Origin of the sequence: Flavobacterium sp. NLM (genome assembly GCF_002210235.1) — a bacterium.
Lineage (GTDB): Bacteria > Bacteroidota > Bacteroidia > Flavobacteriales > Flavobacteriaceae > Flavobacterium > Flavobacterium panici.
In genome coordinates this window covers 450348-475479 of the sequence record NZ_LIAC01000001.1, presented here as the reverse complement: position 1 = coordinate 475479, position 25132 = coordinate 450348, and the positions used below count along the sequence as shown (strand labels likewise).

At 42.2% G+C, this 25132-nt stretch carries 27 protein-coding genes; 17 read left to right on the top strand and 10 right to left on the bottom strand.

What is annotated here, in order from left to right; all coding sequences use genetic code 11:
• The first annotated feature begins 3 nt into the window (after nt 1-3).
• The 3 genes from APR43_RS02045 (at nt 4) to APR43_RS02035 (ending at nt 3915) form a co-directional block, all read left to right on the top strand.
• On the top strand, nt 4-312 hold the full coding sequence (locus APR43_RS02045) for a helix-turn-helix domain-containing protein (RefSeq protein WP_053471368.1): 309 nt from the start codon (nt 4-6) through the stop codon (nt 310-312).
• An 81-nt stretch (nt 313-393) separates the two neighbouring features.
• Complete coding sequence (locus APR43_RS02040; protein WP_053471475.1) at nt 394-1830, top strand: DUF3945 domain-containing protein; 1437 nt, start codon at nt 394-396, stop codon at nt 1828-1830.
• A gap of 6 nt (nt 1831-1836) precedes the next feature.
• Nucleotides 1837-3915 carry a type IA DNA topoisomerase gene (locus tag APR43_RS02035; protein ID WP_053471474.1) on the top strand — a complete coding sequence of 693 codons (2079 nt, stop codon included), beginning with the start codon at nt 1837-1839 and terminating at the stop codon, nt 3913-3915.
• Between the two features lie 54 nt (nt 3916-3969).
• On the opposite strand, the gene mobC is transcribed toward APR43_RS02035, so the two are convergent.
• The 4 genes from mobC to mobA all read right to left on the bottom strand — a co-directional run bounded on the left by mobC (nt 3970) and on the right by mobA (nt 9118).
• Nucleotides 3970-5979 (bottom strand): conjugal transfer protein MobC, encoded by a 2010-nt coding sequence (mobC, locus tag APR43_RS02030; RefSeq protein ID WP_053471367.1) that lies wholly within the window; start codon nt 5977-5979, stop codon nt 3970-3972.
• 257 nt (nt 5980-6236) lie between these two features.
• The gene (locus APR43_RS02025; RefSeq protein ID WP_053471366.1) at nt 6237-7274 is read right to left on the bottom strand and encodes a YhcG family protein; all 1038 of its coding nucleotides are present in this window, start codon (nt 7272-7274) and stop codon (nt 6237-6239) included.
• A 118-nt stretch (nt 7275-7392) separates the two neighbouring features.
• Nucleotides 7393-8679 (bottom strand): conjugal transfer protein MobB, encoded by a 1287-nt coding sequence (gene mobB / locus APR43_RS02020; RefSeq protein WP_053471365.1) that lies wholly within the window; start codon nt 8677-8679, stop codon nt 7393-7395.
• Between the two features lies 1 nt (nt 8680).
• Nucleotides 8681-9118: a conjugal transfer protein MobA gene (gene mobA, locus APR43_RS02015; protein WP_053471364.1), complete on the bottom strand. Its 438-nt coding sequence runs from the start codon at nt 9116-9118 to the stop codon at nt 8681-8683.
• Between the two features lie 644 nt (nt 9119-9762).
• Here mobA and APR43_RS02010 point away from each other — a divergent pair.
• The 14 genes from APR43_RS02010 (at nt 9763) to APR43_RS01945 (ending at nt 20929) form a co-directional block, all read left to right on the top strand.
• Complete coding sequence (locus APR43_RS02010) at nt 9763-10530, top strand: ParA family protein (RefSeq protein WP_053471363.1); 768 nt, start codon at nt 9763-9765, stop codon at nt 10528-10530.
• Nucleotides 10531-10534: 4 nt separating this feature from the next.
• Nucleotides 10535-10951, top strand: coding sequence for a DUF3408 domain-containing protein (locus tag APR43_RS02005; protein ID WP_053471362.1), 417 nt, complete (start codon nt 10535-10537; stop codon nt 10949-10951).
• Nucleotide 10952: 1 nt separating this feature from the next.
• Nucleotides 10953-11585 carry a hypothetical protein gene (locus tag APR43_RS02000; protein WP_053471473.1) on the top strand — a complete coding sequence of 211 codons (633 nt, stop codon included), beginning with the start codon at nt 10953-10955 and terminating at the stop codon, nt 11583-11585.
• Between the two features lie 228 nt (nt 11586-11813).
• The gene (locus tag APR43_RS01995; protein ID WP_053471361.1) at nt 11814-12119 is read left to right on the top strand and encodes a DUF4134 domain-containing protein; all 306 of its coding nucleotides are present in this window, start codon (nt 11814-11816) and stop codon (nt 12117-12119) included.
• A 9-nt stretch (nt 12120-12128) separates the two neighbouring features.
• Nucleotides 12129-12461, top strand: a complete 333-nt coding sequence (locus tag APR43_RS01990) for a DUF4133 domain-containing protein (protein ID WP_053471360.1) — start codon at nt 12129-12131, stop codon at nt 12459-12461.
• Nucleotides 12458-14959 carry a TraG family conjugative transposon ATPase gene (locus APR43_RS01985; protein ID WP_053471359.1) on the top strand — a complete coding sequence of 834 codons (2502 nt, stop codon included), beginning with the start codon at nt 12458-12460 and terminating at the stop codon, nt 14957-14959. Before APR43_RS01990 ends, APR43_RS01985 begins: the two co-directional genes overlap by 4 nt.
• A 29-nt stretch (nt 14960-14988) precedes the next feature.
• Nucleotides 14989-15621, top strand: coding sequence for a DUF4141 domain-containing protein (locus APR43_RS01980; protein WP_053471358.1), 633 nt, complete (start codon nt 14989-14991; stop codon nt 15619-15621).
• Between the two features lies 1 nt (nt 15622).
• Entirely contained in the window at nt 15623-16618 is a 996-nt protein-coding gene (gene traJ, locus APR43_RS01975; RefSeq protein WP_053471357.1) for a conjugative transposon protein TraJ, read from the top strand.
• Between the two features lie 19 nt (nt 16619-16637).
• The gene (traK, locus tag APR43_RS01970) at nt 16638-17261 is read left to right on the top strand and encodes a conjugative transposon protein TraK (protein WP_053471356.1); all 624 of its coding nucleotides are present in this window, start codon (nt 16638-16640) and stop codon (nt 17259-17261) included.
• Between the two features lie 9 nt (nt 17262-17270).
• The gene (locus APR43_RS01965) at nt 17271-17699 is read left to right on the top strand and encodes a hypothetical protein (RefSeq protein ID WP_053471355.1); all 429 of its coding nucleotides are present in this window, start codon (nt 17271-17273) and stop codon (nt 17697-17699) included.
• Between the two features lie 19 nt (nt 17700-17718).
• Nucleotides 17719-17988: a hypothetical protein gene (locus APR43_RS01960; protein ID WP_053471354.1), complete on the top strand. Its 270-nt coding sequence runs from the start codon at nt 17719-17721 to the stop codon at nt 17986-17988.
• Nucleotides 17989-17992: 4 nt separating this feature from the next.
• Nucleotides 17993-19279: a conjugative transposon protein TraM gene (traM, locus tag APR43_RS01955; protein WP_053471353.1), complete on the top strand. Its 1287-nt coding sequence runs from the start codon at nt 17993-17995 to the stop codon at nt 19277-19279.
• Between the two features lie 22 nt (nt 19280-19301).
• Nucleotides 19302-20195, top strand: coding sequence for a conjugative transposon protein TraN (traN, locus tag APR43_RS01950; RefSeq protein WP_053471352.1), 894 nt, complete (start codon nt 19302-19304; stop codon nt 20193-20195).
• A gap of 182 nt (nt 20196-20377) precedes the next feature.
• Nucleotides 20378-20929 (top strand): hypothetical protein, encoded by a 552-nt coding sequence (locus APR43_RS01945; RefSeq protein WP_053471351.1) that lies wholly within the window; start codon nt 20378-20380, stop codon nt 20927-20929.
• Nucleotides 20930-21156: 227 nt separating this feature from the next.
• Here the strand turns inward: APR43_RS01945 and APR43_RS01940 are convergent, their stop codons facing one another.
• Genes APR43_RS01940 through APR43_RS01915 form a run of 6 tightly spaced genes read right to left on the bottom strand, consistent with a single transcriptional unit; the run spans nt 21157 to nt 25127 of the window.
• On the bottom strand, nt 21157-21960 hold the full coding sequence (locus APR43_RS01940) for a PRTRC system ThiF family protein (protein ID WP_053471350.1): 804 nt from the start codon (nt 21958-21960) through the stop codon (nt 21157-21159).
• Entirely contained in the window at nt 21957-22685 is a 729-nt protein-coding gene (locus tag APR43_RS01935; RefSeq protein WP_053471349.1) for a PRTRC system protein B, read from the bottom strand. The genes APR43_RS01940 and APR43_RS01935 overlap by 4 nt, the downstream gene beginning before the upstream one ends.
• Entirely contained in the window at nt 22678-23850 is a 1173-nt protein-coding gene (locus APR43_RS01930; RefSeq protein ID WP_053471348.1) for a hypothetical protein, read from the bottom strand. The genes APR43_RS01935 and APR43_RS01930 overlap by 8 nt, the downstream gene beginning before the upstream one ends.
• 16 nt (nt 23851-23866) lie before the next feature.
• Nucleotides 23867-24085 carry a PRTRC system protein C gene (locus tag APR43_RS01925; protein WP_053471347.1) on the bottom strand — a complete coding sequence of 73 codons (219 nt, stop codon included), beginning with the start codon at nt 24083-24085 and terminating at the stop codon, nt 23867-23869.
• Nucleotides 24086-24100: 15 nt separating this feature from the next.
• Nucleotides 24101-24769: a PRTRC system protein E gene (locus APR43_RS01920; protein WP_053471346.1), complete on the bottom strand. Its 669-nt coding sequence runs from the start codon at nt 24767-24769 to the stop codon at nt 24101-24103.
• The gene (locus APR43_RS01915; protein WP_053471345.1) at nt 24753-25127 is read right to left on the bottom strand and encodes a hypothetical protein; all 375 of its coding nucleotides are present in this window, start codon (nt 25125-25127) and stop codon (nt 24753-24755) included. Before APR43_RS01915 ends, APR43_RS01920 begins: the two co-directional genes overlap by 17 nt.
• Nucleotides 25128-25132 lie beyond the last annotated feature (5 nt).

The window sequence follows — 25132 nt, the reverse complement described above, 5'->3', positions numbered from 1 at the left end:
GCCATGAATATAGACAGAATGGAATTCATTTCCTGGATGGAACGGATCATAGAACGTTTCGACCTTTTGAGTGCGCATATCAGCGAACTTGAAAAAAAGCGAGGAAGTGTCGATGGCGAAGAGCTTTTGGACAATCAGGATATATTGCAGATGCTTAAGATAAGCGGGAGGTCACTTCAGCGTTACCGATCAATCGGCAGGCTGCCCTATTATACTATCAGCGGAAAAATATATTATAAGCTGTCGGATGTACACCAGTTCGTCAGAGAAAGCTTAAATGTCCGAACAACAAAAACAAGTGCCAGGGAGTGAAAAATAACGCCAACAGGTTCCATCTTTTAATCAGCACTATCTCAAGATTTAATTTCGCAAATGAATTTAAAATCAAAGATTATGAACGAACAAATTAAAGATGGACTAAATACTCCTGAAGAGTTATCAGATATACTGCTGGTATTGGATAAAGAGAAAAAGAAAATCATGGCGGTAAAAGGCATTGACCAAAATGGTAATCTGGAAACCGTTGACACTACCAACAAAAATCAGAATCAGTTTATGAGGGTAGACAAGCACGGGGATGTGTTTTCAAATTTCTTTTCTAATTTTTTCAGCCAGCTGAAGAACCCAACTAATTTTTCATTCTTCAAAATTCCTGCTCTGCTGGCTGTTGATACTTCAAAAGAGATGCAGAAACATTTAGATCATCCAACACCTCAAGGTGAACAAATAATGAAACAGCACGAAGTAAAAGATTATAAACAAAAAAATGAAATCAATATGGAAACAGCACAGACAAATCCGGAAACAAGTGAATACAAATACAAACCGGAACAGATCGATTGGGAAACATTAAACCATTTGGGTTTAAGCAAAGAAAAACTTGAAAAAATGAGACTGCTTGATCCGCTGCTCAAAGGATACAAAACAAATGAACTTGTACCGGTAAGTCTTAATCTTGGTACTGCAGTTACCAAAATGGATGCCCGCTTATCACTCAAACAAAACGACGAAGGACAGGTCGTAGTGGCTATTCACGGCATCCGCAAAGGACCTAACCTGAATTATCCTTTCTTCGGCCACGAGTTCAGCAAGGAAGATAAAGACAATCTGCTGCAAACAGGCAATATGGGACGTGTAGTGAATCTAACTAATCCGAAAAACAATGAAATCCTGCCCTCCATTATAAGTATAGACAGGCTGACCAATGAAGTGGTGGCTCTGCGCACGGATTTCATTAAAATTCCCGATGAAATTAAAGGAGTAAAGCTCAATGAAGAGCAAAAACAAACCTTGCTGGAAGGAAAACCGCTTACTCTAGAAGGCATGGTTTCCAAGAAAGGAACTGCCTTTGATGCATCTGTGCAATTCAATGCAGATAAACGTTTTGTCGAATTTCTCTTTCATAGAAATGACCCTAACAAACAGGCTCAAGGCAATCAGCAGAATCAGACTCAGGGAGCACCAAAAAACTTTAGAGATAAAGAACTCGATAATGAGCAGTATCAAAAGCTCAAAAATGGCCAGACAGTTTATATCAGCGGCCTCGTGGATAAAAAAGGCAAAGAATATAATGGATATATCACCTATAACAAGGAAACCAATAAAACAGATTTTTCATTCCAAAATCCAGATAAAATCAAAGAACAGATAAAACCTTCTGAAGCGCATAAAACGCAGACCGCTGTCAATTCGGAAGGCAAAACTAATGAAGCTACCAAGAACATTCAGGAGCCTTTAAAATCAGGGCAGGCAAACCCTGATAACAAAAAACAACAGGAACTGCAAGAAGAATCCAATACACCTGCTAAATCAAAAGGCCGTAAAATGTAATTGGCTATGATAACTATTATTGCAGAAAAGCCCAGTGTAGCAAGGGAAATAGCCGTACTGCTCGGAGCCACAGAAAAAAAGGATGGCTACCTGACAGGTAACGGCTATTTTGTTACATGGGCATTCGGACATTTAGTGGAGCTCGCTATGCCGTCAGATTACGGAATTTCCGGATTTCAGAAATCCGCACTGCCTATAATACCACAGCCCTTTTTATTAACTATACGTAAAATAAAAAATAACAAAGGCTACGCTGCCGATGAAGGCGCACAAAAGCAGTTAAAAATAATAAAGCACGTCATTGACCAGAGTGAAAAGATAATTGCCGCAACTGATGCCGGACGAGAAGGTGAATTAATATTCCGCAACATTTACGAATTTCTTAAATGCCGCAAGCCAGTTGAGCGTTTATGGATCAGCTCACTTACTGAAAAGGCTATTAAGGATGGATTTGAAAACCTAAAACCCAGCAGTGATTTCGAAGGGCTATATAAGGCCGCAAGAAGCAGGAGCCGCGCTGACTGGCTATTAGGAATTAATGCTTCGCAGGCATTAAGCATTGCAGCAGGAGATGGAATTTATTCGCTCGGAAGAGTGCAGACTCCTACCCTTGGTTTGATCTGCAGGCGTTATTTCGAGAACAAAAGCTTTTCAATTAAACAATACTGGCAGCTAGAACTAGTGCATTCAAAAGAATTCAGTGATTTTAAAAGCTTATCCCAAAATAAATGGGAAGATAAAAAAGCGGCAGATAAGGTGTTACAATTAATTACACGAGATGGAAGTACTGCTATTGTCACATCTGCAGAAATAAAAAACATAGTTGAACATCCGCCATTACTGTTTGATTTGACCGGCCTTCAAAAAGAAGCTAATACAAAACTGAATCTTTCTGCCGAGGAAACACTTACTATTGCACAAATCCTCTACGAAAAGAAATTCATTACGTATCCACGAACCGGAAGCAAATTTATTCCTGATGATTTGTGGGCAGAAATCCCTCGATTAATCAGAGTTTTGCAGGGGTGCGACTTATTTAAGCAGGCAGTCGCTAAAGTTAAATGGGGGCATTTAAATAAACGTATCGTGAATGATTTGCGTGTTACTGATCATCATGGCCTGCTTACAACCGAAAAGGTACCTTCTGCCCTCACGGCAAAGGAAAATGCAGTTTATAATATGATTGCTTTCCGTATGCTGGAAGCAATTTCACAGCCATGCATAAAGGAGGTGACCCATAGTATATTACAGGCTTTGCACTATGATTTTAACCTGAAAGGAAGCCGAATTATAGAATCAGGCTGGCGCACCATTAAAGGCACTTTTTATGATAATGATCCTCAGCAGGAACTTCCAGAATTGAAAATGGGTGACGAACTCAAAATAAAAAGTGTGTATGTTCTGGAAAAGAAAACCAGCCCTCCTGCTCTTTACACTGAAGCAGGGCTTTTGTCTGCGATGGAAACCGTCGGAAGGGAAATAGAAATCAAGGAAGAATGCAAGCCTGTAAAAAATATCGGTATTGGTACTGCTGCTACAAGATCTGGCATTATAGAGACACTCTTTTCCCGTAATTACATGCAACGGGAAGGAAAATCATTGTTACCTACTTCTAAAGGACTAAAAGTTTATGAACTGGTAAAAGACAAGAAAATTGCTGATGCAGGTATGACTGCGCAGTGGGAAGCTTCGTTAGAGAAAATTGAAAACAGCGAAGCTGATGAAGTGGTTTTTCAAAATGATATCGAAACCTACACAGCATCTATCACTGCTGAGTTATTACAAACTTCTATTGTAGAAACCAAGCTTCCTCAACTCTTATGCCCAAAGTGCAAAACCCAGCATCTTCTTATTGGCGATAAAATTGTCAAATGCAAAGATGAAATATGCAATTGGATACAGTTCCGGAATATCTGCGGTGTGCATTTGAGTTTATCTGAAATTGAAAATCTTGTCAATAAAGGGAAAACGTCATTAATAAAGGGAATGAAAAGCAAATCTGGAAAGAAATTTGATGCTTATATCACTTTAAATGAACAAGCCGGAAGTGATTTTGAATTCGGCACAAGAAAAAATAGAAATTGATACTGCCTAGATGTAAACTATATAAAAACAGGAATGACTATTAATATATAATGGTCATTTTTTTTGCTCCTTTTGTACTAAATGCTGTAATTCCGGATCTTTTTTAATGCGTTCCAATTCTATTTCAATAACTTTAATAATATCTCTTTTTATCTGTTTGTAATTCGCATCAATTTCTTTTTTCATGCTGTCGGCGCCGTTTTCATCAACAAAGGATAAGATTTGGGGTATCTTTTGATACGCATTGGATTCATCTGCAATCTTTTCATTATCTACAACAATTTCAGCATGGAAGATTTTCTGCTCGATACGCTGGTCAAAATTATCCGAAACAGCGCCTACAAAGAACCCTTGCGTTAATGTAGAGATTTTGGATGCAGGTATCAGACTGTCTAGTTGAGTGGATATTGAGGTAGACCTATCGTTTCGATTGATGCTCATGCTTTGTCTTTTCTGTAATACTTTCCCAAAACGCTCCGAAAGGCTCTTCGCTGTTTCTCCTACCACCTGGCCGCTGAAAATGTTGCCCACCGTATTTTGGATAACCTTGCTTTCCTTGTCCCCGTAATCGCGGTTCAATTGTGAAAAATCCTGAAATCCTAAACACACTGCGACCTTATTGCTTCGGGCAGTAGCAATAAGATTATCCAATCCGCGAAAATAAATGGTAGGCAGCTCGTCTATAATTACCGAACTTTTCAACTGTCCTTTCTTATTAATGAGTTTTACAATACGCGAATTGTACAGTCCCAATGCAGCTGAATAGATATTTTGGCGGTCAGGGTTATTACCTACGCATAATACCTTTGGTTCTTTTGGATTATTAATGTCCAATGAAAAATCATCACCGGTCATAACCCAGTAGAGGCTTGGAGAAATCATACGCGACAAGGGAATTTTAGCTGATGCTATCTGGCCCTGCAGCTGATCCTGCGCCCCGCCCTGCCATGCATCCATAAACGGCGATAAATAGTTTTCCAGTTCCGAATAAGATGTAAGGATAGTAAACACATCCGCATATTTCTTATTCAATAATTCAATGGCATGTGGAAACGTGCAGTATCTGCCATTTTCATAGATTTTAAGAAACCATATAATGGCGGCCAAAAGAATAATAGGGCTTTCAACAAAGAAATCTCCCTGTTTCTGTATCCAGCTCCTGTTCAGGTTCAGCATTATGGTATATGCCGCCTCATAGGCATCCGAAATATCGGTCATGAAATTAGGATTAAGTGGATTGCAGCGATGGCTTTTTCTTGGATCGTCAAAGTTGATTACATAGAATTTAGGTTTTACTTTGTACTTGTTATGATGCTTTAATAAATGATTGTAGGCAATTGTGGAAAGGTCGTCAAACTTGAAGTCATAGATATACATTGAAAAGCCTTTTTCAATCTGCTGCTTGATATAATTGTTCACTATTGCATACGATTTACCCGATCCGGGCGTACCAAGGACAATTGTAGCCCTAAATGGATTAACTATATTAATCCAGCCCCTATTCCATTTGTTCTTATAATAAAATCTGGTAGGAAGATTTACCGAAAATTCATTTTGCATGAGTTTGGTTTCCTGCTGAAAACTCTCGTTCTCATTGTTGAATACATCTGACATCAAATTAGTCCTTAAAAGACGGCTGGTCCAAACACCGGCCATCATTAAAGCGATATAACCCAATCCCAAAGCAAGCATATAAAAAAAAGCAGCTGTTTCCTTCGACAGACTTAACAACGGGGTATTTAAAAAGAAAAGGACAAAGCCAATGATGAAAGCACTAACGATCTTTGTCCAGGTAATTTTCTCATTCTTTACTCCCTTTGTTCCCAGGCAGCTTAAGGCCAGCAATACTACTGAAAAAATTTTCGTGTAAATTTTATGCGAAAACAAACCTGCTGTCCTGTGGAAACTGCCTAAAATTTTATTAATGATTTCCAATGTCCATCCTCTTTCAAGAAAGAACCCATAGCAGTACCAGTATAAATGCATCAGTAGTATCAGGATACTTACTGCCCTCATAAATGCCATAATTTTGGCAAGTCCTCTTAAATCATCATCACCCTGCATTTTAAAATATTTTAAATTCGGGCATGAATTTAAACGCCGGAGATCACCGCTGTAATAACAAGGCGGATTTTGGCATTGAATGGCAGTCTTTGGCACTGCAACAATACAATCCTATTTAGTTTTGAAATTGAGTTTTACTGAAAATTGAGTTGGTGGGTATTAGAGGCAGGAAGATCATGCAATGCATTGTACAATACCTTTAAAATCAAATGATTTGTAAAGTTATTCTAAATTATTACAGTCACATTTGGAACATACTATTCTTGGTCAGCATCATTTATCAACTGGTCTATATTTTCTTTTACCAGTTGCTCTAATTGATATGTAGCGACTCCCAAAGGTTTATCAAGACCACGCATCGCATATTCAACCTTTATATTGCTTTTCGATGCACAAAGCAATAACCCTATTGTTCGCTCGTCAGCCGGAGTTTTGAGTGTGTCATCTATTGCACTAATGTAAAAGTTAAGTTTAGAGACGTACTCGGGTATAAATTCACCTGCCTTTAGTTCTATTACAACATAAGCATGTAAAATGGTATGATAAAAAAGTAAATCAATTTTGTAGTCTGTATTATCAACTTCAATTGCATATTGTCTTCCTACAAATGCAAATCCTTTTCCGAGTTCCAATAAAAAGTCCGTGATCTTTTGTGTCAAAAGTTTTTCTATTTCAAGTTCCTTGACTTTAGCGGAAATCATTAAAAAATCAAAATTATAAGGGTCTTTGAAAATACTTTTTGCTAAATCAGATTGGTATTCAGGCAAAGTCTGTTCAAAATTATTCAAGACCTTCCCGCTTCTGGAATACAAATTACTTTGAATCTGTAAAAGCATTACATCTCTACTCCATTCATTTTTAGATGTTTCAGCTATATAAAATGCTCTTTCCGCTACATTTTTTACTTTGGCCAGCAAGCTTATATGATGATACCATGTAATTTGTGCAAGCGGGACTTGCACAAATTGGTTTTCGGATTGTGCAAGCGGGACTTGCACAATTGGAAAATGAGGATACGCCTCAGAAAAAGCTCTCATGTATTTGAGATTTCGAACAGAAAAACCTCTGCTGTCAGGAAAATTACGAGCTAGATCAGCAGCTAAAAGATCAATTATTTTACTTCCCCAGCTATTTTGTTGCTGTTTCTCAATAATAGAATTTCCAATCTCCCAATATAATGTAAGCATTTCAGCATTTACTTTGAAAGCAGTTTGAGTTTGGGCAAATTTTATTTTATTGAAAATAAAGGCTGACCAATTTATGTAGTCACTACTTCTTATAATTTCATCACTCATGTTAAAGGAATAGTTAGGATATTGACAAATATAACAAAAAGAGCCCACTGCTGGAATAAGGTTTTCTAAAACACTAAATCCACTATGGACTATGATTTTAGAAAATGACCAAGGCAGGCTATTTATCTTTATTGGGTCTTCTTTTTTTCTTTATTTTAGTGCCCAATGCCTGTTCGTTAAAATCTTCACCAGGGGCTTCAGGCAATATTCCTCCCAGCGTTTCAAGCAGCCCGCCCTGCTGTCCATCTATATTCAGGAAATCGAATAACTGATGCGGTTTTTCAGCAAATAAATCCTCCATGACCTTGATTTTTGATACTTTGGATTGCAGCTGCCCCGAGGCTTTAATTTCTGATTTTATAGCATTATTCCAGCAGTCGTTAAAGACGTTGGCTGAAAATTCTTTGCCAAGACGTGAACCGTTCCAGACTGTTCTGGAATTATGGTCTACAAAAGTAATCCCATAAATACGCCCACTATCATTTACACGTATTACGGTATTGATTCCCTGTTTTGTTAACTGCATTTTAAAATCCTTTTGATTATCTGTTGACTGGATCGCAGTGGTAATAGCTTTTTTAAGAGTAACTTTTGTACCATTATCGCTTAAAGCCTCTTTGGATCTTGCAAAATGCAGCTCCAAAGCCGGCAAACATGAATTCCTGCCAAATAAAGACGCCTTTATAGGATGCCCCGCCCCTTCTCCATTTTCATTTAAGGGCATATAAAATAACCCCTGTCTGATTTTTCCATGCAGGTGGCTTTCTACTTTTTCAACAGTAATATTGAACAGTGAGAGAAGAGCATTATATTCACCCAAAGTTTGGAATTGATAATATTGCTGCAGACAACGTATAACCGACCCGATCTGGCTTTTAATATCATCTTTTCGATAGTCCACAGGATTAAAAAATTTGTCTTCCCGCTTATGTCCTTTGTCTTCCGCAGCTATGAGTTCATACTTTCTTTCCAGTTGTCGACAAACGTCCATAGATTTTCTTTTCTCAAACTTATCAGAGATTTTTTTACCTTTCTCATCAACACAGACCGATACTATATGGATATGTGTACGGTCAATATCGGTATGTTTGAATACTGCAAAAGGCTGCTGGCCGTATCCCATTTCCCGCATGTACTCCTCTGCCATCGCTATAAACCTTTCATCACTTACACTGTCTTTTGGATCAGGGTTAAGTGAAATATGCAGTATCGGCTTTTCTGTATTGCGATTGGCCAGCAAATATGGCTCAAAGGACCGGGCTAATTGTGCAGTTGAATATATGCCGCTTGCAGTTTCGATTATCCTGCTGGTAAACAGAACCTGTCCCTTTTTTTTTTGAACTTTGAGCTGATTGTATTCCAGTGCGCCATACAAATTGCTGCTTCTTCCAATTTTCGCTATCATTTCAAGACTGCTTTTTCAAGTGTTTATCTTCAAATTCCTGTGCTACGCGAATAATTTTTTGGCAAAGTGATGCAAATTCGGCGGTCTGTTTTTCAAGTTTGTACAAATATGCCGCTGCCTTTTTCTCTGAAAAATTACGATATAAAAGTTTCACAACCTGATTATAATTTACTCCAATTGACCGAAACTGGCTGTGAAATGAGGTGAGCCGCATATAAAAATCAACTGTCCCCTTGTCTATTGTGACTGTCTTCACTTCTTTTCCAAACAAAAGGGATATGATAAATTTTGCTTTATTGTGCATTCCCGAAGCTTCGTACAGCGATAACAGCTTCGCATTTTCCTTTTCAGTGAGACGAAAAACATGCCTGTATATGCTGGGATCTATTTTGGGATTTCTGCCTCCACTGCTTTTTTTTCCATTATTTTTTTCTTTCATCACAAATCCGATTTAACTACTGCAAAAAAACCTGACTTCGGAAGGTTTTTCCACCCCCCGGCAGGGCAAGTTGTTTTGGGGCACGAATTCAGTTTCGAGTGCCGCAAAACACAACTTGCCGTGTTCTGGCGAACACAAAAATCCGCCCTTCGGTACGGATTAAATATAGAAGGAAAGACAGCTTGAAGCTGTCCTCATTTTTGCCAGATATCTTAAATTGATTTTGCACTAGTCCATTAATAAAAATCTTATTACAAAATAAAGTACTATCCAGTAAAGTATTGCATATCAGCAAAATGCCAAACAAAGTCTTCAAACGCCAATTGCTACTATATTAAAAGAAGTACCTATATAACTGCATTTCTTTGTGCATGCAGGAAAATGTAGAGACATAAATACGTTGTTACATGATCCCTTGATTATATACGTACAAGCATAGGTACAGATTTCAAGATTTGGGTTTGCATGTAAAAACATACTTATTTGTATACCCCGCTGAAAATGCATGTGTATCTGTGATTATACAAATACAGCATAATGTCTGTGTATAGATATCCAGCGTTCTGCATAACTGCGCACTGACAGCCTTACTAAAATACATCCATACGCGCACAGATAATAACAAATAATTAAATACATTAAAGATGAAAACAGATCACAAACCAGTATTTGTCGCCTTTTCCTCCCAGAAGGGAGGTGTAGGCAAAAGCACTTTTACGGCGCTCACTGCCAGTACGCTCCACTATCGCCTGGGTTACAACGTGGCGGTATTCGATGCCGACTTCCCACAGCACAGCCTGATGAAAATGAAAACCCGTGATTTATCAATGGTAATGGAAAATGAGTATTTAAAAAAAGCCGCCTTCAGGCAGTTCACAGCCATCAACAAGAAAGCGTACCCCATTTTTCAGCATAAGGCCGAAGGGGTGCTTCAGGCTGTGCATGATTTTGTAGAATCGTCATCTGATCGCTTGGACTACATCTTTTTCGATCTTCCGGGGACAGTAAATACTCCGGGCATATTAAAAGCCCTGGTGGGAATGCATCATATTTTTACGCCCATAACAGCGGACCGCGTGGTAATGGAAAGCACACTTATTTTTACCCAGCTTATGAAGGATGTTATTATGAAAAAAGGACAAACGTCGATCAAGACAATTAACCTGTTTTGGAATCAGGTCGACGGCCGTGAACGCTCGCCTTTATATGAATTCTATAACAAGCTTATTGCTGATCTTGGCCTAAGTCTGATGGACTGCCAGATCATGAACAGCACACGTTTCCGAAAAGAGAGCGAAGCGGATGCCCGAAGTGTTTTTCGTTCCACCTTAATGCCTCCTGATGAGCGGCTGATGAGCTCTTGCCGCCTGGAACAGTTCATGACAGAATTTTTAAGAATCACCCAATTATAACATCATGGAAAAAGAGCAAAAGAAAAAAGCCATACCGGAGATAAACGAAGAGATGATGATGAACTTAATGGTAGACGGGGTCAGGATGGAAGGACTTCACTTGCCGCAAGAAGGTCTAGGAGAGGGAATAAAGCCACTAAGGGAAAAGCCAATGGCAAAGGAGCACAGCAAAATGAAGAAAGAGGATGATCAGGAATACGAAATCCTCTTTTTGAAAAAGTCAGACACCAATGCGCGAGACGGGAAAACGGTATATATCCGGCCGGATTTTCATGAGAAACTCACCCGGATCGTACAGGTAATTGGAGAGGACAAGATCAGCATTTACGCCTATCTGGACAATCTTCTCGAATATCATTTTCAGGAGTTCGGTGACCGGATTATCAAAAGTTTCAATGATAAATATAAACCAATACTTTAATATGGAAACGCTCATCGTAATCTGCCTGCTCCTTGTAATAATCCTGCTGCTTCAGGATAAAATTGTTATTCAGATAAGGAAAAAGGAAAAGCAAAAGCTGGCAAAAGCTAACCCTAACCTGCCCGATGTTATGGGACAACCAAAAACCGTAAGAAGCCTGCCAGTGCCAATAAACGCCTTTGAGAGCCAGGAAAGAAAACAGCAGCAGGAAATGAATAATTTTGATATTGAAATCGACCAGGAATATGTCGATACAGAAATTCCGCAGGAAGAGCTGGACGATGTTTTCAGAAATCAGCCTGATCTGGAACAGGAGGAAGAAGAATGGAACGCTTATGGAATACTGACAGGGAATGACAGTTTTGCCCAAGGGGTTACCTTCGAGGAACTAAGTGCTGTAGGGGTGCTGCTGGAAAAAGAAAAACTAGAGCTATCCCAAAAAGAAACAGCAATTGCATTAGTTCAAAAAATACAGGGAACTGAATTATTCAGCCTGCTGGAAAATTCCATAGAAAGTGCTTCGCGAAAAATAGCCGAGCTGCTGGACGGTGGCCTTTCTTCTGAAAATGATTCCGGCTCTTCCTATCTGCGGAAAAGTGGTTTCAATGATTTTGATATTGGGGATTTTGTCTAAGGATGAAAATCCCCTTTATTATTTTAATGATTACTGCATTATGAAAACGTCGAAACAATATGGTTTAGGCGTTTTTTTTTTTTTGCACTGGAAACTACTCATCATACTTCTTACTGCCAACTGATTCCACATAATGCCACTTTCCTGAAGGCATTTGATTTTCATCACACTTTTGTCTGTAGCGTCCGCACAGTGCGGCAATACAGTAACAATCTAAAGTGTTTTATTATGAAAAAACAAAGAAAAAAAATCCTGACGGCAGCAATAGTCGCGCTGTCATCTGTAAAATTATCTGCACAAGGAAATGGCACAGCAGGTATCACTGAAGCAACCCAAATGGTAACCTCCTATTTTGATCCAGCGACACAGCTTATCTACGCCATTGGAGCCGTCGTAGGTTTAATCGGAGGGGTTAAGGTGTATAACAAATTCAGCAGCGGAGATCCCGACACATCAAAAACCGCGGCTAGTTGGTTCGGCGCCTGTATCTTCCTTATTGTCGCGGCGACCATCCTTCGCTCTTTCTTCCTTTAAAAAAGCCTTATGAATAATTACAACATCAACAAAGGCATCGGGAGAACTGTCGAGTTCAGGGGGCTCAAGGCGCAGTACCTTTTCATTTTCGCAGGCGGACTTCTGGGAATACTCATCCTGGTCATGATACTTTACATGGCCGGAATCAGTTCCTATATCTGTCTTTTTCTCGGCGCGGGCGGCGCCTCGCTGATTGTCTGGCAGACTTTCTCACTGAACAGAAAGTACGGCGAGCACGGGCTGATGAAAATCGGGGCAAAAAAAAGACATCCCCGTTACATCATCTGCCGCAAGCCTGTACGACGCTGCTTAAGATTAACTCCTAAATCCAGCACCGTATGAGAAACACAGCCAAGACCGCAACACTGGAAAGCAGATTTCCGCTGCTGGCAGTAGAGAACAACTGCATCCTTTCCAAAGATGCGGATATGACAGCCTGCTTTGAAGTCCATCTGCCGGAACTCTTCACGGTGGCTTCGCCCGAATATGAAGCCATTCATTCTGCCTGGCATAAGGCCATTAAGACCCTGCCGGATTTTACGGTCGTCCATAAACAGGACTGGTACATCAGGGAGAATTATGATTCTGAAATGGATAAGGATGACCAGAGTTTTCTGGCCAGATCCTATCAGCGGCACTTTAATGAGCGTCCGTTTCTGAACCATTATTGTTACCTGTTCCTGACCAAGACTACTAAAGAACGTATGCGAATGCAGAGCAATTTCTCCTCATTGTGCAAAGGGGCACTCATACCTAAAGAAATAAGGGATAAGGAAACCGTGCATCGATTTATGGAAGCCGTGGCGCAGTTTGAGCGCATTATAAACGACTGCGGATTTATCAAAATCAGCCGCATGAGTGAAGAAGACATTATTGGATGCGAAGGCAAGCAAGGACTGCTCGAACAATACCTGACCCTTTCAAAGGAAACCGGAACACCTCTGCAGGATATTGCGCTTGGCAGCGAAGAGGTGCGGGTCGGAAACAAAAGGCTCTGCCTGCATACCCTTTCAGACACCGACGAACTCCCCTCATCGGTATCGGCTGATACGCGATATGAAAAACTGTCCACCGACCGCAGCGACTGCCGACTCTCCTTTGCCGCTCCTGTGGGACTGCTGCTCAGCTGCAACCACATCTACAACCAGTATCTGTTTTTGGACAACAGTGAGGAAAACCTGCAGAAGTTTGAAAAGTCGGCCCGGAACATGCACTCGCTGGCACGCTACAGCCGTGCCAACCAGATCAACAAAGAGTGGATAGAACGCTATCTGAATGAGGCGCACTCTTTTGGGGTGTCCTCTGTAAGGGCACACTTCAATATCATGGCATGGTCGGATGACCCATCAGAACTCAAACAGCTAAAAAATGACTGCGGAAGCGCTCTGGCCCTTATGGAATGTAAGCCAAGGCACAATACTACCGATACAGCAGCCTTGTATTGGGCGGGAATGCCCGGCAACTCGGGAGATTTTCCGAGCGAGGAAAGCTTTTACACATTCATTGAGCCGGCATTGTGCTTCTTCACCCAGGAAACCAATTACCATAATTCCCCATCGCCATTCGGTATCAAGATGGCGGACAGGCTGACGGGTAAACCCATCCATCTTGATATTTCGGACCTGCCGATGAAGCGCGGCATCATTACCAACCGTAACAAGTTCATACTCGGCCCATCGGGAAGCGGCAAGTCTTTTTTCACCAATCATATGGTGAGGCAGTATTATGAACAAGGCGCCCATGTCCTGCTGGTTGATACCGGTAACTCCTATCAGGGGTTGTGTGAGCTGATCAATGGAAAAACCAAACGCGAAGACGGGGTGTATTTTACCTATACCGAGGACAATCCCATTGCCTTTAACCCTTTCTATACCGATGACGGGGTTTTCGATATTGAAAAAAGAGAAAGTATTAAGACGCTCATACTGACATTATGGAAACGTGATGACGAGCCTCCCACCCGCTCCGAGGAAGTGGCACTGTCCAATGCCGTAAGCGGCTATATCGAAAAGATTAAGCGCGATGACGTCTTTCCGTCTTTCAATGGTTTTTACGAGTATGTTCAGGGAGATTACCGAAGCGTGCTGATAGAAAAACAGGTAAGGGAAAAAGACTTTGACATTGCCAATTTTCTAAATGTACTGGAGCCTTATTACAAAGGCGGCGAGTATGATTACCTGCTGAATTCCGACAAACAGCTGGACCTGCTTTCCAAACGCTTTATCGTGTTTGAAATTGATGCAATCAAAGACCATAAAATCTTATTTCCAATCGTGACGATCATCATTATGGAAGTGTTTATCAACAAGATGCGAAGGCTTAAAGGAGTCCGTAAACTGATACTGATTGAAGAGGCCTGGAAAGCTATTGCTAAGGAAGGTATGGCAAATTATATAAAGTATTTATTTAAGACTGTTAGAAAGTTCTTTGGAGAGGCCATCGTGGTCACTCAAGAAGTAGATGACATCATCCAGTCCCCTATTGTTAAGGAAAGTATCATCAACAATTCAGACTGCAAGATCCTTCTCGATCAACGCAAATACATGAACAAGTTTGATGATATCCAGGCCATGCTCGGGCTGACCGATAAGGAAAAGGCGCAGGTGCTTTCCATTAATATGAACAACGATCCATCACGTCTTTACAAGGAAGTGTGGATCGGACTTGGGGGAACACACTCGGCGGTCTATGCCACAGAAGTAAGCCTCGAAGAGTATTACGCTTACACCACCGAGGAAACAGAAAAAATGGAAGTGATGCAGCGTGCCTCGGGACTTGGCGGCAATGTAGAACTCGCCATCAAGCAGATTGCCATAAGGCGCCGCGAGCAGGAAAATTAAAAATCAACAATAATTTAAAACTTATAACAATGAAAAAAATACTATTCATGGTGTCTACGGCAATTATGCTTGCCTCGGCACCTCCAGCAAAAGCGCAGTTTGTAGTTACCGACCCGGCCAATCTTGCTTCGGGCATTCTCAACAGCGCCAATGAAATCATCCAGACTTCCTCAACAGTCAGCAATGTGGTTAAAAATTTCAAGGAAGTCGAAAAGGTATACAAGCAGGGCAAGGAATATTACGACAAGCTTCAAGCCATTAACAATCTGGTAAAAGATGCCCGTAAGGTGCAGCAGACCGTCCTTCTGGTAGGCAATGTATCGGAAATGTATGTACAGAATTTCGGAAGGATGCTAAATGACCCTAACTTTTCGGCAAGGGAACTGACAGCCATTGCCAAAGGATATTCGGCGCTCCTGGGAGAGAGTACAGAGCTTTTAAAAGAACTCAAGCAGATTGTCACCTCCTCCAGCCTGTCGCTGACTGATAAGGAACGCATGGATATTATTGACCGCGTGTACAAGGAGGTTAAAGAATACCACAGCCTGGTGCGCTACTATACCAATAAGAATATTTCAGTCAGTATCCTGAGGGCTAAAAAGCAGAACAGTACCAAAAGGGTGCTTGAGCTTTACGGCACACCAGACCAAAAATACTGGTAATATGGAATTCAATAATCTTCACCAGGTCCTTCGCTCACTCTATGATGAAATGCTTCCCCTGTCAGCTGATATGGCGGCAGTGGCCAAAGGATTGGCAGGACTCGGGGCGCTGTTCTTTGTAGCTATGAAAGTCTGGCAGGCGCTCAGCCGCGCAGAGCCTATCGATGTATATCCGCTTCTGAGGCCTTTTGTTCTGGGTTTCTGCATCATGTTTTTCCCGACGATCGTACTGGGCACAATCAATGCCGTATTAAGCCCAATAGTTCAGGGAACGCACAGCATTCTGGAAAATCAGGTATTGGATCTGAACGATCTTCAGGCAAAAAAGGACCTGCTTGAGCATGAGGCGATGATCCGCAATCCAGAAACGGCGTATATGGTATCGGACGAGGAGTTCGACAAAAAACTGGACGAGCTGGGCTGGTCGCCTTCAGACATCGGGACTATGGCTGGAATGTATATGGACAAGCAGACCTATCAGATAGAGAAAATAATAAAAGAGTGGTTTCGGAACCTGCTCGAAATACTGTTTCAGGCGGCAGCTCTGGTTATCGATACCATACGGACATTTTTTCTAATCGTTCTGTCTATTCTTGGGCCTATTGCATTTGCCATATCGGTCTGGGATGGCTTTGAATCTACACTCACACAATGGATCACCAGGTATGTCAGCGTGTATTTGTGGCTTCCGGTTGCAGATCTTTTCAGCTCAATGCTGGCGAGGATTCAGTCGCTGATTATTGAAAGGGACATCGAAATGCTTGCCGATCCTGCTTTCATTCCTGACACCTCTAATACAGTTTACATCATTTTTATGATCATCGGCATCGTGGGCTATTTTACCATTCCAACTGTGACAGGCTGGATAATACAGGCGGGCGGAGCAGGAAACTTTTCACGCAACATCCACCAGACTGCCATGAAGTCCGGAAATATCGCTGGCGCAGGCGCAGGTTCGGCCGCAGGCAACATTGCCGGAAGGCTGGTCAATAAGTAATCAATAAACATTCAATAAAATGGAATTTAAAACACTCAGAAATATAGAAAACAGTTTCCGGCAGATTAGGCTCTACGCCATTGTATTTGCCGTGCTCTGTGCAGTCGTCACAGGCTTTGCCCTTTGGAAATCGTACCTTTTTGCCGAGCAGCAGCGCCAAAAAATTTATGTACTCGATAATGGCAAATCACTCATGCTGGCTCTGGCACAGGATGCTTCAATCAACCGTCCTGTGGAAGCCCGAGAGCACGTAAGGCGTTTTCATGAGCTCTTCTTTACCCTGGCGCCCGACAAAAATGCTATTGAAAGCAATATGAAAAGGGCATTTAGCCTTGCCGATAAAAGTGCCTTTAACTACTACAAGGACCTTTTGGAAAAAGGTTATTACAACCGGATTATATCAGGCAATGTACAGCAGCGTATCGAAATGGACAGCGTGGTCTGCAATTTCGAGACTTACCCGTATGTGGTGCGGAGCTATGCAAGGCAGATTATCATACGCTCGAGTAATGTAACCAGACGCAGTCTGGTTACATCCTGCCTTCTGGTAAACTCGGTGCGCTCGGACAATAATCCGCAGGGCTTTAATATTGAAAAGTTTGCGGTGGTTGAAAACAGGGATATAGAAGTCATCGAACGCTAAAAAAATCTTATGGAAGCATTATTAGATTTAGACACATTTGCCAAAATCCTTACTGACAAAGGATATAACGGCTATTTCCATACGCAGGGTGCGTACGGGGGAAAATTGAAAGACAGCATTGGGGAATATCTTGAAAACTGTCAAAAAACAGCAGATAGCCTGCCTAAAGAGGATTTGCTGCTGACAGCCTACCTGCAATGGTCGGGTGAAGACAAGCCAAGTGTACGATGCATTATGCTGGTAAAATACCTGGATGGCAAATTTTCCCTTAACAGAATGGAGATTGCACGGAAAGACCAATTTGGGCAGCTGCTGAAAAAATCGGAACTGACAAACCTGTCTGCAATATCAGCACCCACCGCATCGCAGGCAGTCGCTTTGGTCAATGATGAACAGCAGCTAAAAACAGATAAATCCCCTAAGCGTTTTAAGCTCTGAAAACACAAACAACAAGATTATGAAAAAATTAAGAGCCAATATAGACCAGTGGCTGGAAAGGCTTGACAAGCACTGGGACGAAATGCCGGTAAGAAGGCAGCATCAGATGATACTCTACTTTTTTGCAGCCTATGCACTGCTGACCGCAGTTGTCATTTTCAACGTATGCCGTGATACGGCAACAGCCAGAAATAGCCTGAATGTAGAGCATATCGAAAACCCAGCCCCGCAAGGAAAAGAGAGTCCAGCGCAGATGCAGGACTCCCTGAAGCCAATTTTAAAAAAATAAGATTATGAAAGAAGCTAAAAAAAAGGTCAGCCTTTTCTCTGATGAGGCTGTACAAAGCAGTACCTCGTTTGTGCCTGTTGAAAAAAAAACAGCTGTCGAACGCTTTAAAAAACCGCTGATATTCACCCTGATGGGAATTGTCTGCATCGGCTGTATGTATTTAATCTTTAAGCCGTCGACGGGTAAAAAACAAATAGAAAACCTCGGGCTGAACGACAGCGTGCCGCAGGCCAGCGGATCGGTTCTGCAGGCAGACAAGCAAAAAGCGTATGAGCAGGAAATGCTCCAAGACAAAGAAGAGCACAAAAAGAATGCTTTAACGGCGCTGTCCGATTACTGGAATGAGGACAGCGATAAGCAGAAACAAGCACTGCCCGATGAAACGCAAGAGCCTAAAAATCCGGCGCTCAGCACATACCGCAGTGCCCAAAGCGCACTTGGCTCTTTCTACCAGCAGGACAATGGAGAAACAAAGGAGCTGCGCCGGCAGCTCGAGGAGCTCAAGGAGGAACTCACGCAAAAGGATATTCCCGTACCTGCCTCTATTGATGACCAGCTGACGCTCATGGAAAAATCCTATCAGATGGCCGCCAAATACCTCCCATCGGGATCCAATAGCATCGGGCCCGCTGGCAAAAATGCTGCAGTGGCAAATGAGGAACCGCAAAAAAAGGATTTTTCGGCACTGGTTCCAGCAAAAAAGAACAGGGTTTCTTCCCTGTACCGCCCTGCTTCCGACAGCACTTTTCTGACGGACTTGAGTAAAAGCGGAAATAACGGATTTTATACCACAGGTGTAACAGATCAGGCTCAGCACCCAAAAAACAGTATCAGGGCCTGCGTACACCAGACCCAGACCATTAGTGGCGAGGCAGGCGTCGTCCTTCGCTTATTGGAAGCGGCCCGAATCTCGGGCCACAAAGTATCGGCGGGCACAATGATAACGGCAAATGCCAAGATACAGGAAGGACGCCTGCAGTTAAAAATCAGTTCCGTTGAACTGGATGGCTCGATTATACCGGTTGAGATCATCATTTACGATCTGGACGGCCAGCAGGGAGTGCCAGTTCCCTATTCTGCTGAAAGGAACGCCCTGACTGAAATGGCGGGCAACATGAGCCAGCAGTCCGGCACCAGCCTTATGATGACACAGTCGGCAGGACAGCAGGTGGCAGCTGATTTGAGCCGCGGTGTGGTTCAGGGTATCTCGGGCTATTTCGCTAAAAAAGTGAAAACTCCTAAAGTGATTCTCAAAGCGGGGCATCAAGTATTTCTGGTTTCCAAAAAATAACAGCAATCTAAACAAATTACTTATGAAAAATCATTTAAAAACATTTTGGGCAACAACTCTTGTAACTGCCTTTTCACTATCAGTACCTGCTCAGGAAAAGCAAGTTCCAAGGCTGGATTTGGGAACGATACAGCCCTATGAGATGCAGGTCACATATGACAAAACTTCGCATCTTATTTTCCCGTCCCCTATACGATACGTGGATTTGGGAAGCGACTACCTGATTGCCTCAAAAGCCGAGGATGCTGAAAACGTCCTTCGCGTCAAGGCATCGGTAAAGACTTTTGAAGAGGAAACCAACTTTTCGGTGATTACAGATGACGGCCGCTTTTACAATTTTAACGTGCATTACAGCGCCAACCCGCCTGCCCTCAGCTATGATCTTATGGCGATGGAGAAGAACTTCGACAAAGTCAGCGCAAGCGATGTTCTTTTTGAGGAGCTTGGAAAAACACCGCCATCACTGGCAGGTTTGATCCTGGAAACTATTTACAAAAACAACAAGCGAATCGTAAAGCACATTGCATCGGAGAGTTTCGGCATTCAGTTCATCTTAAAGGGCATCTATATCCACAACGGCAAGTATTATTTCCATACGCAGCTTGAAAACCAAACCAATGTACCTTTCAGCATTGACTTTATGATTTTCAAGGTGATAGATAAAAAAACTGCCAGACGAACTGCCTCGCAGCAAAGGCCGATTGTGCCGCTCCGAATTTGCAAAACCCTTGATGAGATTCCCGGAAAAGCCACAGACCAGAATGTGTTTCTTTTTGATCAATTTACAATAGCGGATGACAAACTGCTGCTAATTGAGATTTTTGAGAAAAACGGAGGGAGACACCAGACACTCAAGATTAAAAATTCAGATCTGGTAAAAGCCAGGCTGATAAGCAGCATGCACCTTAAATTTTAATAATTATTCAAAAAAGAATTAAAAATAATACAGCCCAAAGCAATGCTTTGGGCTTTTCTGTTTCCTGATCTGCTTAATGCTTTCCTGCAGATACATTGCATAACTCAATTAAGCTTAGTATCTTAGCATTGAACCGAAAGAGCCAAAACATATTTGACAATAAGGATTTAATTTGTATTGTTATGCAGAATGCTATTGACCGCACCAACAGCTTTTATCTTGAAATGTCCGAAAAAGCGCTTCCCGAAAAGGAATATGGTCTGCTTCATAAACTTATAACAGAAAAGACGCCCCTGCAGGAGGCGGCAGCACAATATGCTATTACATCAGAATATGTGGAGATACTTTATGAGAGCACCTTGAGCAAAGTAAAAGTAGTTACCGAACTGCTTTCAGAAATCAACGAGTATATGGAGAAACTGCAGGAGCTAAAACAAGAATTAAACCCCAGTGCTGCCCAGATCAGAGAAAAAAAAACTAAAAATGACAGGGAAAAACTCGTCTGCGACAGCCAGTATGCGTTAAGCAGAAGACTGCTGTCGGTACTCGATGCATTGGAGATCGAAACCTTTGGCCAGATGGCCGATTTCCCACTTAAGGACTTCCTGCGTATCCGCGGATTTAGAACCAAGTGCAAAGAAGAACTCATAGCCCTTATCGAATTTGAAAAGATGCAGTACCTCTTCAAAGGCTTTGCTCGCTGGAAAAAAGAGCCTATACCACAATTTAAATAAAGCCAGCGCCATAAAGCGGCCTTCTTTTGCTTCTTTTCTTTGGCCGCCCCGGAAAGAAAAGAAGCCCGCCAAAAACAGCAGAAGGGATGCAGATCCCTTAAAAAAAACGCAGCGGATTTGGTAAAATGGCGGGAACTGCATTTTGGCAAAAGCGCTCCACCGCTTTAAACGCAAAAAGACGCTCCGACCGCAAGGAAGGAGTGTCTTTTTGCCGCCCGATTAAGGGCTTATCTAACTGCAATGGGCTGTAATCGGAAATCTTTCAAATTCAGAAAAAATCCCCTGTTTGCGGTCATGCCCTCACGAAACAAATTCCACAATAGCGAGCATCCCATCTGTGCCAAAGCAGAATTAATAAACAAATCCTGTTTTTCCAATGCTTCGGCAAGTGAACAGCTCGGAGTGTCGTCCTGCTGTTCAGACTGATTCAGCAGTTCCCCAAATTCCTCGGTTACAAACGGCAGGCTCGCCACAGTTTCAAATTTTTCGGACTTGGGCTGTGGGATCTCCCCGACTGTGGAGAGTATAACCTGTCCCGTGTACTGGCTGTTGCCAAAATCTATCCAGTATTTGGGGTCGTCCCTGTGATGCGCGCGTCTGCTGTATTGTAAAATATCGGCAATCTCAAATCGTGACTTCACGCTGTCCGTGCACGTAATATAAATTGATGCATTTGCATTACTCGGCCGTTTTCCTAAGCTGTCCCTCTCAAATTTTACGGTTTCCGCTTTCCAGTTTGTACCCGTAAAACGGTTTGCCCGATTGATAAGGGCGACGGATTTATAAAGTCCTATTTCGCTGTGTGCAAAACGCTGTCTGCCAAGGTTGGCATTTGTGATAATATCATCATCCCAAAGGCGAACCGAAAGCCCTGCATGCCCGAGCACTGTAAGGCTGTGGTTCATTTCCATAAGGGCGGTGAGCACCTTTGAGCCTGTACCACCTGCCCCTATTAAATTTACCGTAATGGGGTTTGTGGGGCTTATTAAATAATTATCCGTAAAATGCATTTTGATTTTCTCGGTTTTCATGACAATAGATTTTTAATTGTTTTGTTACTGCTTTTCAATGCTTCCTTTGGAAAGGTTCCGCCTGATATAACAAGGTCTTTCCATAGGCTCACACAATTGCCCTTTACAGGGCTGTTCTCTCCCATCAGGTGGCTGAAATAGCTGTTAAAGAAATAAGCCTCCCACGCCTTTGTAAATTCTTCCACCGATGCAGAGTTTTTAATATCGATAGTGACTGAACCCATACAAACCCTGCCGTCCTCATAAATATTAAAAAATGGTGCGTAATAAAGCGGTGTTTTTTCCGTGGGTCTTCTGCTTGTGGAAAGCGCAAATACCCTAAGGCTTTTTTTATCCGCCTGCCAGACCATGGCAGGTACAAATGCCTTACCGCTCGGAATCCCTAAACCCTCTATAAAATAAAGCGGTCTTTTTTGGGATTTGGTGTACCATATAACAGTGCCTTTGTCCCTGCTCGGATTGATATGCAGGATATTGGTCGGCAGAATGCCATCCGATTTTAAAAAAGCGGTCTGCTTCTGCTTTTCGGTTGTAAGCGATTTTGCAAGGGCTTCCGCTTCACGCTCTGTGAGGGGATGCGCATTAATTGGCATGCCGTTTCTATCCATATCAAAATGCTCTACATAAACCTCTTTATCTAAAGTTTTGCTTTCATAGAAAACAAGGGCGGATTTCGGGTGGTAGAGCGTCCCGAAATCCCCTGTTATATCAACTGCATTATTCATTTTCGTTTTGTTTATAGTTATGTAATAAAGCGCACAGCTCGTCCAAAAGGTCAAAGAATCGGCTTTCAAAATCAAGGCTTGTGTTAATCAATTCACTTCCGTCAAAACATTTTAAAATGGTCGGTTCGTCCATTGTACCGTATTCGTTAAACTCATTGTTGATGCTCTCCTCAATGCTTTCATACAGCCATCCTTTGGTGTTGGAAATAAAGGAAATGTACTTTTCCATCCCGATGCTTTCGTTTTCGGTTTCGTCCTCTTCTTCTTCATTAATGGGTGCATTTCGAAAAATGCTCTCATTAGGATAGTCGTTAAATAATGCAAAAGCTTTTTTAGCTGTATCCAAACACTGCTTATCAAAGCCATCACGGCTTTTAAAACCTTTTAAACGTTCTTCGAACACGGCTAAATTTATGCGGTTGAAAATCTTCTTTTCGATACAGTCCCCGATAAATTCTGCCTTGTCAAACTCCCGCACATATCTTTCGTTTTCTTCCCTGTCGTCGTCCTGCTCTGTCCAGTCTCGGTGCATTTCATAGAGCCAGTACAGATAACTGCCCTGCTGTCTGTAATACGGTACATCCGCACTATGACACAGATACGAGCAGACCGATAAAAGAAGGTGCGCATTTTTTTTGTATTTGGGGTCTTTGAGCATCTGATAAATAAGTTCAATGGGGATGTAGTACAGCGTTGTGCCTGTGCTGTATTTTTCCTCGCTGAGCAGATACGTTCTGTGGCTGTCCTGCAATAACCGCAGTTCGGATAAGTTCCCCACACTTTTTTTGAGTTTCTCTTCCAAATCCCATACAGCCAATGCCGTATTATAAGGATATTCAAAATGAGAGGTAGGCATCAGCAAAATGTGGTAATGCTCTGCTAGACTGTCAAGAGAGCTGTAAAAATCGCTTTCCATTTTGGAAATATCCTGACCAGCCTGCAGCGTTTTATTTTCTTGCAGTCTGGGCAGAAATGAAACCTTTAGAAAACCATCGGCAGCATCCCCGCAGGAACTGACTTTGGTTTGTCTTTCTGTACTTCGTCCGCGTCCTTGATTCTCTGCATCGAGTGCATAAACCCTGCGAGCTGTGCGTGAAGCTGTTTTTGTCTTTTTCGCTCGGGCAGTTGCACTGTTCCCGAAATAATTTTCTTCTGCATAATTCATGGCTTTAGATTTTTGGTTAGCCTTTTGTTCCCATTAACGTTTCAAATCGGTACTCTACCGCATCGTCCCTGATGGCAGGGGCAGAAATTTTGGCGGTGGTCAGTATCGGATAGGTCGGTGCATAAAAATTCAGTACCGCTTCGGTGCTCCATCTTGGTTCGGGGTCGGAAAGCCTGATTTCCTGCCCTTTGTCCCTGAGTATAAAAACCCGCTGTAATTGTGTCGCTAATAACATGATTTGTGTTTTAGATTAGTATCGTTGCTCTTGGTTCTCGTCTTCCCAGTTTTCCATGTCCTCTGTATCAATTTCTTCCCCGTCCGTTTCGGGCTCTTGCACATTGGCATAGTCAGGAAAAAGTGCCTCTCGGGGCTGTTCGGGCTTTGCGGTGTCAGGGCTGTTTCCGAACAGATCGGGCGCAAATTTTGCCGACAATTCGGATTTTCTCTTACGTATCTGCTCTGCCTTTAAGGGAAACTCATGCACTTCGGGCACTTTTATCCATGCCTCACGGAATTTCCCTTCTTTTTCCAGTTCATCCGCCTTTGCCATGGCGTCAGCAAACTTTTTGTCTTTCGCTTCTGTTTCCTTCTTTTGGCTGTCGGCTTTTTCCTTCTCCATTGCCGACTGTTTTTTAGTATCTTCAAGCTGTTTCATATAGCCTTCCATGTCCACCATAAGACCCGAAGCCGACTCAATGGGCGCTGTTATATTCTCAAAAAAACCGCTGTCGAGTTCTTCGGCTGTTCCTCTTAGGTTTAATGGCGGTATGCTGTGTTTGGCGCTGTCCCCACACGTATCATTTTGGAGCATAACCAGTACAATAAGCCTTCCTTCTGCCCCTTTGGCAATTGTAATGTGCAAATCGCCTATGATCTGCAATTGTGCTATCTGATTGAAAAAATTAGTTGTCGTTTCCATAATTTAGTTTTAATTTTTTAATGACAAGCTCAATCACGCCCTGCTCATCATGCCCTAACCTGTAGAGGCGTTCGATGTAGCTTGCCATGTTTTCCTGATATTCCTTTTCCCCTTCTTCTCCTTTTAAGATAAGCAGATTAGTGTTCCAGTTCATTACCGCTTCCCTTATGATGGCTGTAAGCTTTTGGGCGTACTTTTTTTCGGATTCCTGGCTTTTTTTTGAAAGCCCAAGTTCTGCGTACATGTCCAAAATATGCCAATACACCCGTGCTTCCTTGCCTATACTGCGGTGTTTACTGACAAACTGATTGTAGAGATACAGTATAAACTCAAAATTGTTTGGGTCGTTCCCTGCCATAATTC

Excerpts from the sequence above, each read along its gene's own strand:
- APR43_RS02045 (WP_053471368.1), top strand. The coding sequence starts at position 4 with ATGAATATAGACAGAATGGAATTCATTTCCTGGATGGAACGGATCATA.
- APR43_RS02040 (WP_053471475.1), top strand. The coding sequence starts at position 394 with ATGAACGAACAAATTAAAGATGGACTAAATACTCCTGAAGAGTTATCA.
- APR43_RS02035 (WP_053471474.1), top strand. The coding sequence starts at position 1,837 with ATGATAACTATTATTGCAGAAAAGCCCAGTGTAGCAAGGGAAATAGCC.
- mobC (WP_053471367.1), bottom strand. The coding sequence starts at position 5,979 with ATGCAGGGTGATGATGATTTAAGAGGACTTGCCAAAATTATGGCATTT.
- APR43_RS02025 (WP_053471366.1), bottom strand. The coding sequence starts at position 7,274 with ATGAGTGATGAAATTATAAGAAGTAGTGACTACATAAATTGGTCAGCC.
- mobB (WP_053471365.1), bottom strand. The coding sequence starts at position 8,679 with ATGATAGCGAAAATTGGAAGAAGCAGCAATTTGTATGGCGCACTGGAA.
- mobA (WP_053471364.1), bottom strand. The coding sequence starts at position 9,118 with ATGAAAGAAAAAAATAATGGAAAAAAAAGCAGTGGAGGCAGAAATCCC.
- APR43_RS02010 (WP_053471363.1), top strand. The coding sequence starts at position 9,763 with ATGAAAACAGATCACAAACCAGTATTTGTCGCCTTTTCCTCCCAGAAG.
- APR43_RS02005 (WP_053471362.1), top strand. The coding sequence starts at position 10,535 with ATGGAAAAAGAGCAAAAGAAAAAAGCCATACCGGAGATAAACGAAGAG.
- APR43_RS02000 (WP_053471473.1), top strand. The coding sequence starts at position 10,953 with ATGGAAACGCTCATCGTAATCTGCCTGCTCCTTGTAATAATCCTGCTG.
- APR43_RS01995 (WP_053471361.1), top strand. The coding sequence starts at position 11,814 with ATGAAAAAACAAAGAAAAAAAATCCTGACGGCAGCAATAGTCGCGCTG.
- APR43_RS01990 (WP_053471360.1), top strand. The coding sequence starts at position 12,129 with ATGAATAATTACAACATCAACAAAGGCATCGGGAGAACTGTCGAGTTC.
- APR43_RS01985 (WP_053471359.1), top strand. The coding sequence starts at position 12,458 with ATGAGAAACACAGCCAAGACCGCAACACTGGAAAGCAGATTTCCGCTG.
- APR43_RS01980 (WP_053471358.1), top strand. The coding sequence starts at position 14,989 with ATGAAAAAAATACTATTCATGGTGTCTACGGCAATTATGCTTGCCTCG.
- traJ (WP_053471357.1), top strand. The coding sequence starts at position 15,623 with ATGGAATTCAATAATCTTCACCAGGTCCTTCGCTCACTCTATGATGAA.
- traK (WP_053471356.1), top strand. The coding sequence starts at position 16,638 with ATGGAATTTAAAACACTCAGAAATATAGAAAACAGTTTCCGGCAGATT.
- APR43_RS01965 (WP_053471355.1), top strand. The coding sequence starts at position 17,271 with ATGGAAGCATTATTAGATTTAGACACATTTGCCAAAATCCTTACTGAC.
- APR43_RS01960 (WP_053471354.1), top strand. The coding sequence starts at position 17,719 with ATGAAAAAATTAAGAGCCAATATAGACCAGTGGCTGGAAAGGCTTGAC.
- traM (WP_053471353.1), top strand. The coding sequence starts at position 17,993 with ATGAAAGAAGCTAAAAAAAAGGTCAGCCTTTTCTCTGATGAGGCTGTA.
- traN (WP_053471352.1), top strand. The coding sequence starts at position 19,302 with ATGAAAAATCATTTAAAAACATTTTGGGCAACAACTCTTGTAACTGCC.
- APR43_RS01945 (WP_053471351.1), top strand. The coding sequence starts at position 20,378 with ATGCAGAATGCTATTGACCGCACCAACAGCTTTTATCTTGAAATGTCC.
- APR43_RS01940 (WP_053471350.1), bottom strand. The coding sequence starts at position 21,960 with ATGAAAACCGAGAAAATCAAAATGCATTTTACGGATAATTATTTAATA.
- APR43_RS01935 (WP_053471349.1), bottom strand. The coding sequence starts at position 22,685 with ATGAATAATGCAGTTGATATAACAGGGGATTTCGGGACGCTCTACCAC.
- APR43_RS01930 (WP_053471348.1), bottom strand. The coding sequence starts at position 23,850 with ATGAATTATGCAGAAGAAAATTATTTCGGGAACAGTGCAACTGCCCGA.
- APR43_RS01925 (WP_053471347.1), bottom strand. The coding sequence starts at position 24,085 with ATGTTATTAGCGACACAATTACAGCGGGTTTTTATACTCAGGGACAAA.
- APR43_RS01920 (WP_053471346.1), bottom strand. The coding sequence starts at position 24,769 with ATGGAAACGACAACTAATTTTTTCAATCAGATAGCACAATTGCAGATC.
- APR43_RS01915 (WP_053471345.1), bottom strand. The coding sequence starts at position 25,127 with ATGGCAGGGAACGACCCAAACAATTTTGAGTTTATACTGTATCTCTAC.